The organism is Campylobacter sp. BCW_6871 (assembly GCF_001762325.1).
Lineage (GTDB): Bacteria > Campylobacterota > Campylobacteria > Campylobacterales > Campylobacteraceae > Campylobacter_D > Campylobacter_D jejuni.
In genome coordinates this window covers 36,069-51,299 of record NZ_MJWQ01000048.1, presented here as the reverse complement: position 1 = coordinate 51,299, position 15,231 = coordinate 36,069, and the positions used below count along the sequence as shown (strand labels likewise).

Sequence of the window (15,231 nt, the reverse complement as noted above, 5' to 3'; positions counted from 1 at the left end):
TAAATCACTCATAAAATCAATTTCACACCAATTGCCATCAATTTCCACTGCTTTTGCATTATTGTATTTTTCAATTAAAACCTGCAAAAAACTTGTCATATACATATTTTCAAAATTTTTATTATCATATAAAATATCTCGGTCGAGCATTTCATAAAAAGCAATAACTTCAGAAAGAAATTGATAAGAAAATTTAAAAAGTCCTATATATTGAGCTTCTATCTCATCATAGACATTAGCTTTTTTTCCAAGTTCTATAATATAACCATTTGCCATCTTTAATGTTTCAGCATCTTCTAAAGGATTTGCAAAGCGTTTGCTCCAAAGCTTACGCCAAGACTTATCAACCACTATAGCAAGTTCTTCTTTGGCATTTATAAGCTTTTGCACGCAATCTTGAAAATAAACAATATCCGCATAAGAAATAATCAAATCTTGTTTTTCTTCGATGCATTTTAACATAAAATCTTTAGCGCAAAAAAAAGTATGAACCATATTGGTTTTATCATATTTTGAATTAATAAAAAAATGCTCAATATCATATTTATTAAGATAATTTTTTAGCACATCGTTTAAATATCCACCCACAACAGCTATTTCGTTTATACCTGCTGATTTTAAAGCTTCGATTTCATAATCTATTATTTTTTTATTTTTATACTCAACCATACACTTTGGTTGATCTTTTGTTAAAGGCATCAGCCTTGATCCAAAACCTGCTGCTAAGATAATTGCATTCATATTATTCCTTGATTAAACTAAACCACTCTTTTAAAATTTGAATATTATTAAGTCCATTTTCTCTTTCAATATGCCACATTATACCAAAAATATTTTCATATTTATGTTTAAAAGCTTCTATAGTATTATCTTTTGCTAAGCAAAGTTCTACAAGATCTTCACCTAATTTTTCAATAGCAAAATTATGAAAAGAATTGCTTATAAATTTTTCTTTTGAGAAAAATATTTTATGTTTGCCTATATGATTTTCACAAGGACTTATATGGCTGTTAAAATAATGAGCTATCATCTGAGCTCCTCTGCAAATTCCTAAAAGTGGTATTTTTTCTTTTAAACAAATTTCTATAACTTGCTTTTCGTATAAATCTCTCTTTTTAGATAAAACATTAGGACTATAAAAGCTTAAATCATTGCCACCGCTTAATATCACAGCTTTTACTAGATGTTTATAATGAGAAAAATCTATTTCATAGCTAAGAGGAAGAGGAGTAAAATTTTTAAATAAATCTTTATTAAATAATTTTCCCCAATCCAAAGCCAAACATTCTCTTTCTTCATGATAACTTTCGTTGCAAATAAGTCTTTGAGTAATACCTATAAACAAAATATTTGCTCACTTTCACATTCTATATTTATTTTTTTAGCTTTTAAATATTTTTCAAAATTTTCTTCTCCAACTCCTATAACAGCAGGCATTCCAAGTTCTGAGGCACGAATGGCCATATGTGAATTAGCACCCCCATAACATGTAATAAGTCCTGCTATATTTTTTGTAAATAAATAATCATATCCAGGATCTGCTGCATAAATTAAAACAATCTTTCCTTCTAAATCTTTATCATTTTCCTTCGCCGTAAATGCAGTAATGCTCTTTTGTGTAATAAAATTTGGAATAATACTATGATTATAAAAAGAAAAAATTTCATCGGCATTGCAAAGCAAAGAAGGAAGTTTTATAGCTTGTGTAAGTTCATATTCTTTTTTATTGCGATTAATTTCTTCTACAAACTGCTCTTTTGGATTTATAGAATAAAGACTAGAATAAAGATTTAAAATGCTTTTTATATCAAGATGAGCCAAATCTTCTTTTTCAATGCCATAATATTTGCCTAATTCTTCTATATAAACTATAGCTTTAGAAAGCAATCTAGTGAATTCAAATTTAACGAGCTCTCTACCCTCGATAGCCTGCTTTAAAAAATCAAAAAATTCACAAGCATTAATCTCTAATCCATGCTCTCTAAGTAAAGCATTTAAAGCTTTTGTCTTTTCTTTTGAAAAAACAAAAACTTTATCTTGTAAATAAACTTTACTATCTTTTTGATCCACATCAAAATAAAGTTCAAAATCTTCATCATATCTTGGAGATAAAATATTATAAGTTCCTGCTCTTAAGTGTCCAAAATCTTTCAAAAATTGATCTTTGTTGTGAAAATTAAGATGGTTTGTTTGTTTGCTTAAATTTTTACTCACTGTATTGAGTGAATTTAAAAAATCATCTTTTTCCTCTTTGGTTATAAAATCAATCTCAACTAAAGAATTTAAAAGTTGCATTGCTACAAATGCAGCCCTAGCCACCCCCGCAAAAGGCAAGGTTCCATAACGCTTGCATTCCTCAATAAGCCAATAAATTTTATCAATTAAAGAAAAATTAGAATTAATAATGCCATCATATCTTTCTTTTAGCTTGTATGCTTTTTGTATATCTTTTAAATAAAGCCCTGATCTAGAATTAATAATCTTATTTGTAAGTTCTAATAATGAAAATTCTAATCTTTTGATTTCATTTTCATTAAAACCATGATTTAAAAGTTCTTCTAATTTTTTAGAACTATTAAAATCATAGCAAGAATAAACAATATTAAATTCAATCTTATCGTGCAATTCATGATTTTTATTAAGCTTATCTAAGTAAAAATTGACAAGTTTTTGTGCGATATTTTCATCTAATTTTTTTGGTATAAAAGAATTAAAAGATAATCTTACATCCACATAAGGAATGCCTAAAAAAGAATGAATTAAAGGATGGGATCTTAAATCTCTATAGCCATAATTATCTCTTTGATACGCCCAGATATTATCCGTAATGATTTCTTTATATAAACTAAAAGCTAAACGCTTAGGCCTTAACCCTATGATTTCAGCTGGATTCCAATCAGGCATTATCCCAAAAATAGCTTTATCTCCCAAAACTCTAGATCTTGATTCTTTTAAAGACTCAAAACGTTTATAAAATCTATATAAAGCTTCTTTTGGTAAAGAATGAAATAAATTATTTTTTTCATGCATAACCAAAGGACGCACTTGCAAGCAAAAAAGTTCTTCCTTATCATCTTGAATAGCAAATGCAAATTCAACATCTAAAAAACAACAGTCATATAAAACTTCTAATTCTTTTATAAGTTCTATAATTTTTTGAAGTCTAATATCTTTAAATTCTAAATAATCTCTGTAATGATAGTAAGTTTTTGCACTCTTACTACTTCCATCTGTAATAGAGCTATTTGAACCATTTTCATCATATTGAAGACAAAAATAAGGGGAAAAATTATCCTTATCAACACTAAAACCAACTCCACAAAGAGTAATGTTTTCAAGCATAGGTTGAACTAAAATTTCATCGCTTTTTGATGGCATAGAATTGGCAACTTCATATAAAGCTTTTAATAACTCATCTTTAGAATCAGCTTTAATATTTGCCAAAGAAAGAAAAGCACCTGCATTGGAGTTTTTCATACTATCTTCACTTAAAGAAGAACTTCTTATAATGAGTCTATTAGCCTTTAAAGTTTGAATATTCCGTAAAACTTTATCTTCATTTGATATTAATTTTTCAAGCGAAGTTAAAACCAAAGGTAGAACTTTTGCTTTTTTTAATTTTGTTTGTAAATTTTTTAAATTTTGTGCTTTGGTTTTAAAATTTAACTCCGCCATATTTTTCCTTAGTTTTATATTTTTTTAGCACTCCAACAACGAGTGGTATATTTTATGCTAAATTCCTTAGGAAGTCTTTGTGAAATTTTATCACTAATTTTATTAAAAAGTTCATTTCCTTCATCAGTCTCCAAATCCCAATAAGGATTTTTAACACTTTTCCATGCATTAATATAATTTTCAATGCTTTGATGAAAATAAAAATCCTCTTCAATATAAACAATATTATCAAAAAGATCCTTTCGACTCTCTATAATTGGTCTTTGATCTTCTCTTCTTGTTCCCCTTGTATAATTTGGTACAAATTCTACAATAGTATCTTCAGCTATTTTTTGCACAGGATCGTTTAAATCCCTGTGATTCCACATACAAGAAAAATATCCCTCTGATTTTAATAAGCGATGTGCTTCCTCTAAGGCTTCATTTCTATCCATTACATTAAAACTGCTACCAAAAGTCACCCAATCAAATTCACTATTTTGGAGTGTTGAGTTTAAGCCTGTTGCTCTAACCCAGTCAATCTTCTCACCTTTAGTTCTTTCTATCCCGATCTCACGCATCGCATCATTTGGTTCTACAGATACTACCTTACATCCTCTTTCTAAAAGCATAATGCTTAAATTTCCAGTTCCTGCACCGATATCAGCCACTTTGATATCTTTTTTTCCAATAAGACTAATTAGCATATCTATAGTTTTTGGAGCATAATTTGGTCTATAGCTATAAAATTTAGCATGCTTGGTATAATCCCACACTTGTTCTACTAGTTTTTGCATTTTATTTCCTTTTTTCATTTTGACAAGCTTAATGAAAAAAAAGGAGGTATTTTATATGCTTTTCTAGCTGTCCATGCTCTTATTTTATAAGGAATCTCTATACTTTGCATATGAGAAATTTTAGCTTCTATCATCTCTAAAATTTCCTGCCATCTTTTTTCACCTGCTTGTGCTTGTATATCATTTACAGAATGCCAAGCTCCAAGATAACGCTCTTTATCCCAAAACTCTTTATAGTCACACTCCATAAAAAAGCAGTCTATGAAATCTCCTGTTGAAACAAGAATTTCTTCCCATTTTTTAACATTTTGTACCCCACTGCTTACACGAGCAAGCTCTGGAACAATATGTTTAATCTCCTTTTCGATCTCATCAAAAACCGAACCCTCTACAATGTGGCGAGGATTCCAAATCGCAGTGAAATACCCCCCCTGTCAATATACGATTAAATTCTGGGAGAGATTTTTTAGGATCTGTCCAATGAAAAGAACTAGCCATGATGACCCAATCAGCTTGATTATTGCTCATGCAGGTTTCTTCACCACTTCCTTTGTGCCAAGAAATATTTGATAAATTTTGTGTAAATTTTTGCCCTTCTTTACGCATATTATCATTTGGCTCCACAGCACTAATTTGGCATCCAAACATTTCTCCCAGCATCTTAGTAAGTTTTCCAGTTCCAGCTCCTACTTCAACAATATTTAAATCTTTTAAATTTTTATTTTTATCATTGATACAAGATACAAGTTTTTCAAGTAAAAATGGACTATAAGCAGGTCTATTATGATAATGCTTTGCAACCTCTGTAAAATCTCCTTGTTTCATATTGATTCCTTTCTCTAAATTAAAACATAATTATATCTTTTTTTATTAATTTACAAATCTTTTGTCGGCGGAAAAATAAAATTTCCATTTGGAAAAATAAAACTTCCATAAAAGTGGAAATTTTATTTTTCTACAAACCTTAAACTTAAAATATAACTTTATTAAAATAAAACTAACAAAAAATTCGTTTATGATGTTCATCTTCTTTAACAATGGTTTTCATATCCAAATAATGCTTTACTATATATTTTGGAATGTTAAAGTCGTAATCAGAGTGTGGCTTTAAATCAAAACGATTAAAAGGTTTGTAATTTTTATAATATTCCCTACTGTTAAAAAATCTAGGTTCTACTATGTCAAAACTTGATGTGTCTCCATAAAAATTTGGTGGATAATACATATCTATACTTTCATCATCTTTTAAAAAATAAGTATTATATAAAGCTTCACTCAACTCATCACCCCTATGCATTATTTGCATAGGAAAATAGCTTCCTTCTGGTATTTCATTTAAAAAGAAGTTGATATAGTAGCGATAAGCCTTTAAGCTTAATTTGCTTTTTATTTGAACGGGGTCCGAAAATTCGTGCAAATATCTCTTCCTAGATCGTATATATTTTTTAAAATATTCAGGAAGTTCACTTTGTCATTTTAAATATTTGAATATTTGCTCATAAACCTCTTTTAACAATCCAATATCATCACAATCTTTAACTGTATATGCCAATTTTTTTCATACTTGTTAAGCTTTAAAAAATCATTCCAAGTTACTGGAAAACATTTGTATAAAAATTCTTTTCTAGCAATCTCTTCATAATTAATTTGGCTAGTTTGAATTAATCCAGCTGTACAAGTTAATTCAACCTCAACATCTTTATTCTCTGGAGTTTTTATGGTAAAAATTTCGCGTGAGATTATTTGAAATTTATTAAGTTCCAAGTCCTTATTTTGCTCTTTTTCTTTTTTAAAATTTTCATCAATTTTCTGCATTTTTTACCTATGCTCTTCGTTGATTTTTTGCATTTCCTGCTTATATTCATTCCAAATTTCTTTTAGCGGCTTATTTGGTGTTCCTTTTATTTTTCTATATAAATAATTACATAAAAGATTATTAATATTAGCAACACAATATTCACTTTAATTCCTTTAAATTATATAATAAAACGCAAAACTTTGCCTTGTATAATCAGCTCAACTTGCGAGTCTTTTAAGTCCAAACTATAGCTTTTATAATCCTTATTTACACTAATAATATCTAAAACTTTACTTATTGGATCTAATTGCAAAAGTTTAACCATTAATTGGTTATCAAAATTTAAAATATACAATCCATCTCCTTGATACTTATGCGTTTCTTCAAAAACAACCCAGCTATCAGGTAAAAGCATTGGAACCATAGAATAACCATCAACTTTAATAGCTTTCACATTTTTAGGCGTTGTTTTAAAAAAGGCTTTACTAAGCTCAAGCATTTCACCTGTTTCATATCCTTCGAGCCCAATTAACTCATTGTCACCACTGGTAGAAGCGGAAACATTAAGTTTTGGTATTGAATAAAAATTAGCATCTCGCTGCAAGTTGTTAAAAAATATCAAAGGTAAATTTATGCTTTCTTATAATGATTGTGAGCTTATAAGAAAGCTTTATAAAGATTTTAATTTTAAGGAGTTGAAAGTAAGGTATTCTTTAAATAATAATGTTTTAAAAAGAAAAGAAAGCAAAGAGCTTTTGATTATGAATTTTTAAAAGCTAAGAGAGTAAAAATACTCTCTTTAATATTTAATTTTGTAAAAATATGGTAAAGTACCTTTAAAATTAAAAGTAATTTAAGGATTTATTATAGAAAACAATTACACCAATTCTGATATTATTACTATTGCAAGTTCTTATCTAACTTATGGAAGTTTAATTGTTGCTATTGCTACTTTCTTAACAGCTGTTATTACCATAGGGCTTACTATATATTATAACCGTGATAAACAAAGATTAATAAAAGAAACAACTGATGTATTTTTGAATAAAATTATAGAAGATGAGAAATTACGCAATGATTTTATAAATAAAATTCTAAAAAATAGTGAATTTATGGAAGAATTTGAAAGAATGGTCGATTTACATATAAATGATAAAATATCTATATTGACAGATATTGATCAAGAAAAATCACAAATAGGAGGTTTGGAATGACTTATAAAGAAATAAAAGATAAAACCCCTTATGAAATTTTAGATTTATTGGAAATGAAAGAACCACCATTCAATCCGTTTGAAATTGCTCAAAAATTAGGTATAAATGTAGTTAAAGATCTTGACCTTGATAAAATTGACACTGAAGGTCAAATTAGTGTAGATGAAAAAGGTGAACCTATTATTTGGATAAATCCGCTTAAAAATGAAAATAGACAGCGTTTTACATTGGCACATGAATTAGGGCATTTAGCTAATGATATTTTACCTAGCATAGAAAATCCTATTATTGATAGCTATGAAACCCTTTATAGAAGCAATACATATGGTGGAATAGAAACTAGAGCCAATCAATTTGCGGCAAGACTACTTATGCCTCTTCGACAAATAGAAGATTTTATAGCAGAATGCAGAAAAACAACACCTGATTTAAAGGCAGCAGAAGCAATATTACTTATTGCTTCAAAATTCGAAGTTTCAAAACAAGCTGTTTTTCACAGACTTAAAAATGTAGGTCTGATAAAACAAGATTATATATATCCTTTTTAGAGCAAAGAGGCTAAAAATTCTAAAGCTTCTTTGCTAAAATCTTTATTGCTTTCTTCTAGATACTCTTTATCTAAAATAGCACCGTATTTTAATAAAAGTAAAATCGCTCCAAAATTATTATGAGTTACTGCATAAAACATAGGCTCTTCACCCATGCATTCTTTAGTAACACTCATACCATTTTTAAGATATTCTAAAACAAGTTCATTGTTATAATTGCAAATTGCGTTTATAAATCTTTTGTTAACACCTTGTCTTATGTCTGCTGATACTCTATCCATCTTTATATCCTTTTGTATTGATGAGACAAGATTAGCTTGACTTAGCTTATTGTGTGCTGTTGCATCTTAGAAAGTTCTCCAATTACCACACCAATTAGCAAAAAATCTCCATTTTTATAAAATATATCTTTATACAAAGGATTTAAAGAGTGTAAAATCACTCCATCATCTTGTTTTAAAACTTGTTTTATAAAAAGTCCATCTCTAGTGTTAATCACACAAATGCTTTTATTCTTAAAGGTTTTATTTCTATCTATTACACAAATCTTCCATCTTTTATAAGTGGCTCCATGCTTTCTCCATAGCAGGTGATAAACTCACATTCTTTACTACCAATTGATCTTTGGGAGAGCTTCCGTAAAAGAAATAATTTATACTTATATTTCTTTCTTGTAAAAAATTGAGTATTTGTGGATAAGGAATGGGGTTTCTAAACTTCATTCTTTAGCTATATTTTTTGTTTTTAAATATCTTTTACCTTCACTAGCAAGTATGTCTTTTAATTTTTCGATTACTTCTTGCATTTGCATTTTAAATCCTTTAATTTTAATTTCAAAGAATTTAAACATAAAATTACAAAAAGTAATTAAAATATTTTATTTTGAAAAGTTGATTTTTTAAGTTAAAATTATAAGTTTATAAATAAAAATATACTTAATTTTGCATTAGAAATCAAAGTGAAAAAATAAGACTTTGATTTTACAAAGCAACTTTAAAAATTTGACTAAATAAAAAATTTAATATATAATTCTAATGAAATTTAATTACATATTAAAGGGATTTTAATGAAAATATTAAAAAATAAATACTTTATTATATTTCTATGTATAATTGGGTTTTTGATAGCAGTGTATTTATGTTTTGTATTTATTAGTGATTTAGAAAGCAGAATTAAAGCTATTATATCTATTGTTTCTGCTTATGTGGTTTCAGGCTCATTGGTGCTAAATGCTTATTCTATTTTTGAAAAAACAAGAGCAGATAAATTTAATTTAACAATGCAGTTATTATCCAAATGGGATGAAAAACATTTTATAGAGGCAAGAGATTATACAAGAGAGCAACAAAATATAAAATACGAAAAAGGAGATGAAGAAATATTAAAAAAATTAAAGATAAAAACAATCCAGAATTAGAAAGATCAATTATAATGATGATGAATTATTTTGAAATACTTCAAACTTTTTTTGAAAACAATAAGATAGATGAAAATATTATAATGGAACATTTTGCATATATGATAAAAAACATCATAGGGAGATATGATTGTTATTTAAATAGCGATGATTTCAAAAAAAATAATCCCTTGGGACTCAAAAAACTTATGGCATTGAAAAATAGATGCGATATCTATATACAAAAACATAATTCATATTAATTAAAAAATAATATAGTTATATTTACAAGTCTAAAACTAAATATATATAAAAGTTAATATATTTCTCTTTTAAAAAACATTATAATTGGCAAAAGTTATCATCAAAGTTAAAAAATAAAATCAAAAATAAAAATAATTTTTAAATAAATTAAAGTAATCTTAGTCTATTATAAGCTTACAAAAACCAACTAAATGTTTAGGTTTTATATGTAACTATTCTCCAAACCTTAAAGCTATAGATAGTTACATACTATTTTTATATAAAAAGTGGTTAAAGTATGATTATATAGTGTTTTATAGGGATAGTTACATGGTTAAAAAACATAAGAATACTTTAAGTAAAAATGCAACTATCTTATAGGGTTAAAAACATTTTTGGGATATAAAATTAAAATCAAAACTCGTGTTTATCTGCCTTTTAAACAGCATTTAATCACTTTTTTTGGGACAAAACGGATATTTTGGGATATTTGGGATTTTTTACACTTTAAATTAGGAAAGATAAAAAGTTATTTTTATGAGCTTTAAAATCCTATTATTTGGTGGTTTTGCTAAAATTATTTAGGGATAGTTACATGTTCTTTTTAAAATACCCCTTACATCTTTTCCCTGAATATTGTCATCTAACTCTTGACGCATTTTTCAAATTCTTTATAGTATGTCCAAGAGTTAATTATATTGGGAAATTTTTGCTTTAAATGATTTAGATCATTTTCAAAAATATTAAAAAAAGTGTGAATAAGTGATTTATTTTTTATAAAATAATCTATTACATCTTTTTCTTTCATCATTTTTGATTCTGTTTCATCTATGGTTATTTTAATTTGATATAAAAAATCATACAAATAATGTTTAATTGTTGAAAATAAAAGATTGTTTTGTTCTAATTGCTTAAAATCATTTTTATCAATATATACACCCATATCATTACATAGGTCGTTTTTTATAATTTCTTGTATTATGTCTATTTTTTCATGATTGATATGTTTTCTGTCTAAAATTATGGGAATGCTAGAAGTTCTATCAATATTGAAATTTTTATTATTTTTAGGAGTATTAAGATAAAAGGTGTTATTAATATCTTTAGAATTTGCATAAAGTGTAATAGGAAAAAGATAGCGAATATAACCTCTAAATTCTTTAATTTTAAATAAATCTAATTTATCTTTATGGGGGGGGGTAAAATTAAAATTTATAGCAAGTAAATTCATGGTATCGAAGGCCTTTGATTGGCGGATTTCTTCCATATCAAGATAGTATACATTGTCTTTGTTAAAATATTTTAATAAATAAGAGATGATAAAAACTCCTTGTTGTAGTTCATTTATATCGATTTTAATTTTATGATTTTGATGAGTAAGATAGTTGATGTAATAACGCCAATCATAAGTTAGATTAAATTCAGGGGGATAGTTTCTTAAAACTTTACTCCAATCTCTTCCCCAGTTATGCTTTAAAAGTCCTATTGGATCTCGAACTCCGCAAATAATCTTAGAATTAAAATCTAATAAAGATAGATATTTATCAAAATAAGGTAGATTAATTTCTGATATATTAATAGCATATTGAGCAATTGTATTATCATTTAGACACATGTAATTAATACAATATCTCTCTTTGCTATCAGGTGGTAAAACCCAGGAGGCAAAACAAGTTACATCGCAACATTGATTAAGGTATCTTAAAAATGCTGCTGCTCCAACGCCATGTGGAGAAATATAGATAAATTTATAGTGTTTAGGTAGGGGTAAATTTAAATCCCAAACTAATTCTGCGCAATGTCGACTAGAATCTATTTCTATAAAATTAGGATTGATTAAAGGTGGATAAGGATGTTTTGTTGATAAATATCTATCCCTAAATTCGTTAGAATTGAGCCAAGTGCAAATTGTTTCAATATTTTTCAAAACAAAGGTAAAAAAATTTTCATTATTCGAATTTTTTAAAGCTTGTAAAAGAATTTGAGCTAGGGTTGGAGTTAGGTTATTTTTTATATAGAGTAAAAGATTTTGCATATAACCTCTTTTAATTGTATTTAATTTATATATAATTCATAAATATTTAAATGTCATGAAATTTAAATATATTATCAAAAATAAACTTTAATTAAAGCAATAAAAAGTTAAAATTTGATATTAAAATTTTTCAAAGAGTGAAGTTATGGAGTATAAAAGATTTAAAACCAGACAAATCAAAGTAGGAAATGTTTTAATAGGCGGTGATGCACCCATTTCAGTTCAATCTATGCTTTTTACTAAAACAAGAGATATAGAAGGTTCTTTAGAACAAATCAATCGTCTTTATTTTGCAGGAGCAAACATAGTGCGTTTGGCGTGCTTGGATATGGCTGATGCAAGGGCTTTAAAAGAGATTAAAGCTAAAAGTCCTCTACCTTTAATCGTAGATATTCATTTTAATCATAATTTGGCTGTATATTGTGCTGAATTTATCGATGGCGTGCGTATAAATCCTGGCAATATAGGCTCTAAAGAAAATATTAAAGAAGTGGTAAAAGCATGTAAAGAACGGGGTATCCCTATACGCATCGGTGTAAATCACGGCTCCATAGAAAAACAATTTAGTGATAAATTTGGTTATGGTGTCGATGCCATGCTAGAAAGTGCGATGTATAATATCAAGCTTTTAGAGGATTTAGACTTTTTTGATATTAAAATTTCCATGAAGACTTCAGATGCTCAAAAAACTATAGAAGCTTATGAGAGATTAAGACCGCTTTGTGATTATCCTTTTCACTTAGGGGTAACTGAAGCAGGAACTAAATTTCATAGCACTGTAAAAAGTTCTATAGCTTTAGGAAATTTACTTCTTAAAGGTATAGGCGATACTATGCGTGTTTCTATGACGGGTGAGCTTGAAGAAGAAATTCGTGTAGCGAGAGCAATTTTGCAAGATAGCGGAGTACAAAAAAGCGGAGTAAATATTATTTCATGTCCAACTTGCGGTAGGATTCAAAGTGATTTGTTAAGTGCGATTAAAATCGTAGAGGAAAAAACCAAGCATATAAAAGAACCTTTAAACATCAGTGTCATGGGTTGTGTGGTAAATGCTTTAGGTGAAGCTAAGGGCGCTGATGTGGCTATAGCCTTTGGGAAAAATCAAGGACTTGTCATAAGACATGGTGAAGTTGTAGCTAAATTAAAAGAAAGTGAACTTGTAGATAGATTTTTAGCTGAAGTTGAAGATGAGGTTAAAAGTAGGGCTGTAAAAGAATAAAAGCCTAAAAGCAAGGTTTAACCTTGCTTTTAGAATGGCCATATCGCTTCTATAACTTTACTACCCCAAGGTTTTCTTGTGCTTCTATCCACTTCTCCTTCTGTTTTATATAGAATTTTAGCATCTGCTATATATTTACTATCTATAGTATTGTCTTGACCGATGTCATAAGGACGAATAACACCGCTTAATTGTATGATTTGCTTCTCTCCGTTGATTAAAAGCTCTCTTGAACCTTCGATAAAATAATTACCATTTGATAAAATTTTAATTACACGTGTTGAAATTGTAGTATTGAAACTTTCATTTCTGCTTTGTGAGCCTGTTCCTGTGTAGTTGTTTGAACTATTGGTTTGAAAGCCTATATTAGAATAAGCATTGACTTTATTAAGAGCATTAGCTACCACTCCTGAACTTCCTGTTAAAGCACCTCCGCCTAAATTTGAGGTATTAGTTCTACTTGTTGCTTTATTAGCTTGTGTGCTTTGAGTGGTACTTTCTTGTATAACAACTGTAACTAAATCATTTACATTCATAGCTTTTTTATCTGAAAATAAAGGATTATCCCCTTTGCCAAAAAGCGATCCTGGTGCACTTTCTACATTATTGCTTTGTTTTGGTGCAAGTTCTTCTACATAAGCAGGTGGTTTCATTGAAATTTGTGGATCAACCGTTGCAGAACAACCAAAAAATGCAAACGGTAACACATAAAATAAAACTTTTTTCATTTTCGTCCTTTAAAATATAAATTTTTTATTTTTCTTTTGTTAAAATTAGAAAAAGCAAAGAGTGTTCCACATTTATAAATTTAAGGAGAAAATGATGGCAAATCTTTATTTGATGAGATCTAGAAGTGATGAGTTAAATACTATTATTAGTACAAATTTGCTTAAAAATTATAGCAAAATTTACAAAAATATCGCAATTTATTGCCCTGTAATATACATACATCGCGTCCCTGTTTTGCAAGGTTGGTTGGAAGAATTTAATATCAATCAAACCGTAAAAAGCGCTTATGGTTTTACCTTTAGAGAGGCAATGGAGGAATTTAGCAAAGATCCTCATAATTTTTTTAATGTTATTTTAGAAGAATATGAAGAGTTAAAACGCAAATACGATTTTGTGCTTGTAAATAGCTTTTGCGAATTTGGAATACTTGATGGATTTGATCTTAGTATAAAATTGGCTAAAAATCTTAATACCCCTATCGCTGCTATTATTAACGATGAAGATAAACTTATAGCTCAAAAATATTTCGATCATGCCCTAGATGGTCGTAATTATGTTTTGATTAATGAAAAATTTAATTTTGAAGAAGTGCAAAAGCTTGAAGAGTATGATTTTATAACTCCGCATCGTTTTAAATATGAATTGATTAAACAAAGCGTAAAAAATAAAAAAACTGTTGTTTTGCCAGAAAGTAATGATGAGAGAATTTTAAAAGCTGCTGAAATTTTATTAAAAAGTAAAGTTGTTGATCTTATTTTATTGGGTGATGAGGAAAAAATCAAACAAGATGCTGCTAGATTAAGTCTTGATTTAAGTACTATACAAATTATGAATCCGCTCAATTCAGAATATAATCAAGAATTTACTTCCATTCTTTACGAGGCAAGAAAATCTAAAGGAATGAGTTTAGAAGAGGCTAAGATGCTAGTTCAGGATAAAACTTATTTTGGAACTTTGCTTATACATACTGGAAAAGCTGATGCTATGGTTAGTGGAGCATCAACTACTACAGCTGAAACGATTCGCCCTGCATTGCAGCTTATTAAAACCAAAGAAGGTATTAGTTCTGTTTCGGGAATTTTCTTTATGGGGCTTGAAGATCAAGTTTTAGCTTTTGCGGATTGTGCTGTAAATCCAAGTCCAACTGCTGAACAGCTTGCAACTAGTGCTTATGTAAGTGCTATGACTGCTAAGTCTTTTGGACTTGAACCAAAAATAGCTTTGCTTTCTTATTCTAGTGGTGATAGCGGTAAAGGAGAAAGCGTAGATCTTGTAAAAGAAGCATTAAAGATTGCTAAAGAAAAATACCCTGAGTTAAATATAGATGGTCCTATGCAGTTTGATTGTGCTTATGACCTAAAGACTGCAGCAAAGAAAATGCCAAATTCTAAGATAGCAGGCCATGTAAATGTATATATTTTTCCTGATCTTAATGCAGCAAATATTTGTTACAAAGCAGTTCAAAGAACCGCTAATGCTTTAGCAATCGGTCCTATTTTACAAGGTCTTAAAAAACCTGTTAATGATTTAAGTCGCGGATGTTTGGTGGATGATATTGTAGATACTGTTATTTTAAGTGCTATACAAGCTCAATAGAA

Annotated in this window: 15 protein-coding genes and 3 pseudogenes; 6 read left to right on the top strand and 12 right to left on the bottom strand. The window is 28.3% G+C overall.

What is annotated here, in order from left to right; genetic code table 11:
* The 8 genes and pseudogenes from AJ930_RS05445 to AJ930_RS05415 all read right to left on the bottom strand — a co-directional run.
* A partial coding sequence (locus AJ930_RS05445) for a CTP:phosphoglutamine cytidylyltransferase (protein ID WP_070274697.1) occupies window positions 1–741 on the bottom strand: 741 nt, incomplete at its 3' end.
* 1 nt (window position 742) lies between these two features.
* A complete protein-coding gene (locus AJ930_RS05440) occupies window positions 743–1,345 on the bottom strand; it encodes a gamma-glutamyl-CDP-amidate hydrolase (RefSeq protein WP_070274696.1) in 603 nt (200 codons plus the stop codon).
* A complete protein-coding gene (locus AJ930_RS05435) occupies window positions 1,336–3,675 on the bottom strand; it encodes a PEP-utilizing enzyme (RefSeq protein WP_070274695.1) in 2,340 nt (779 codons plus the stop codon). The genes AJ930_RS05440 and AJ930_RS05435 overlap by 10 nt, the downstream gene beginning before the upstream one ends.
* A gap of 14 nt (window positions 3,676–3,689) precedes the next feature.
* Entirely contained in the window at window positions 3,690–4,451 is a 762-nt protein-coding gene (locus AJ930_RS05430) for a class I SAM-dependent methyltransferase (RefSeq protein ID WP_002936407.1), read from the bottom strand.
* A 14-nt stretch (window positions 4,452–4,465) separates the two neighbouring features.
* Window positions 4,466–5,276, bottom strand: a pseudogene (locus AJ930_RS05425) (class I SAM-dependent methyltransferase).
* 172 nt (window positions 5,277–5,448) lie between these two features.
* Window positions 5,449–5,868 carry a hypothetical protein gene (locus tag AJ930_RS10330; protein WP_186820862.1) on the bottom strand — a complete coding sequence of 140 codons (420 nt, stop codon included), beginning with the start codon at window positions 5,866–5,868 and terminating at the stop codon, window positions 5,449–5,451.
* Between the two features lie 92 nt (window positions 5,869–5,960).
* Window positions 5,961–6,266, bottom strand: a complete 306-nt coding sequence (locus AJ930_RS10325; protein ID WP_070274973.1) for a hypothetical protein — start codon at window positions 6,264–6,266, stop codon at window positions 5,961–5,963.
* Window positions 6,267–6,427: 161 nt separating this feature from the next.
* On the bottom strand, window positions 6,428–6,871 hold the full coding sequence (locus AJ930_RS05415; RefSeq protein WP_070274972.1) for a S24 family peptidase: 444 nt from the start codon (window positions 6,869–6,871) through the stop codon (window positions 6,428–6,430).
* Between AJ930_RS05415 and AJ930_RS10020 the strand changes: the two are divergent.
* The 3 genes and pseudogenes from AJ930_RS10020 to AJ930_RS05410 form a co-directional block, all read left to right on the top strand.
* Window positions 6,849–7,022 (top strand): annotated as a pseudogene (locus tag AJ930_RS10020) (DNA adenine methylase); the annotation flags it as partial. The gene AJ930_RS05415 and the pseudogene AJ930_RS10020 overlap by 23 nt on opposite strands.
* A gap of 267 nt (window positions 7,023–7,289) precedes the next feature.
* Window positions 7,290–7,463, top strand: a complete 174-nt coding sequence (locus tag AJ930_RS10320) for a hypothetical protein (protein ID WP_002801716.1) — start codon at window positions 7,290–7,292, stop codon at window positions 7,461–7,463.
* The gene (locus tag AJ930_RS05410) at window positions 7,460–8,011 is read left to right on the top strand and encodes an ImmA/IrrE family metallo-endopeptidase (RefSeq protein WP_002801718.1); all 552 of its coding nucleotides are present in this window, start codon (window positions 7,460–7,462) and stop codon (window positions 8,009–8,011) included. The genes AJ930_RS10320 and AJ930_RS05410 overlap by 4 nt, the downstream gene beginning before the upstream one ends.
* Here the strand turns inward: AJ930_RS05410 and AJ930_RS05405 are convergent.
* Complete coding sequence (locus tag AJ930_RS05405) at window positions 8,008–8,292, bottom strand: hypothetical protein (protein ID WP_070274971.1); 285 nt, start codon at window positions 8,290–8,292, stop codon at window positions 8,008–8,010. The two genes, AJ930_RS05410 and AJ930_RS05405, sit on opposite strands and share 4 nt — an antisense overlap.
* A 41-nt stretch (window positions 8,293–8,333) precedes the next feature.
* A pseudogene (locus AJ930_RS10840) lies at window positions 8,334–8,822 on the bottom strand (S24 family peptidase).
* A gap of 255 nt (window positions 8,823–9,077) precedes the next feature.
* Between AJ930_RS10840 and AJ930_RS05395 the strand changes: the two are divergent.
* Complete coding sequence (locus tag AJ930_RS05395; protein ID WP_186820861.1) at window positions 9,078–9,428, top strand: hypothetical protein; 351 nt, start codon at window positions 9,078–9,080, stop codon at window positions 9,426–9,428.
* Between the two features lie 865 nt (window positions 9,429–10,293).
* On the opposite strand, the gene AJ930_RS05385 is transcribed toward AJ930_RS05395, so the two are convergent.
* Complete coding sequence (locus AJ930_RS05385; protein WP_070274969.1) at window positions 10,294–11,685, bottom strand: DUF2972 domain-containing protein; 1,392 nt, start codon at window positions 11,683–11,685, stop codon at window positions 10,294–10,296.
* A 145-nt stretch (window positions 11,686–11,830) separates the two neighbouring features.
* Here AJ930_RS05385 and ispG point away from each other — a divergent pair, with 145 nt between their 5' ends.
* Window positions 11,831–12,904 (top strand): flavodoxin-dependent (E)-4-hydroxy-3-methylbut-2-enyl-diphosphate synthase, encoded by a 1,074-nt coding sequence (gene ispG, locus AJ930_RS05380; protein WP_002854766.1) that lies wholly within the window; start codon window positions 11,831–11,833, stop codon window positions 12,902–12,904.
* A 29-nt stretch (window positions 12,905–12,933) separates the two neighbouring features.
* On the opposite strand, the gene flgH is transcribed toward ispG, so the two are convergent.
* Window positions 12,934–13,632 (bottom strand): flagellar basal body L-ring protein FlgH, encoded by a 699-nt coding sequence (gene flgH / locus AJ930_RS05375; protein WP_002864738.1) that lies wholly within the window; start codon window positions 13,630–13,632, stop codon window positions 12,934–12,936.
* 91 nt (window positions 13,633–13,723) lie between these two features.
* On the opposite strand from flgH, the gene pta reads away from it, so the two are divergent.
* Window positions 13,724–15,229: a phosphate acetyltransferase gene (gene pta, locus AJ930_RS05370; RefSeq protein ID WP_083263160.1), complete on the top strand. Its 1,506-nt coding sequence runs from the start codon at window positions 13,724–13,726 to the stop codon at window positions 15,227–15,229.
* Window positions 15,230–15,231: the final 2 nt, after the last annotated feature.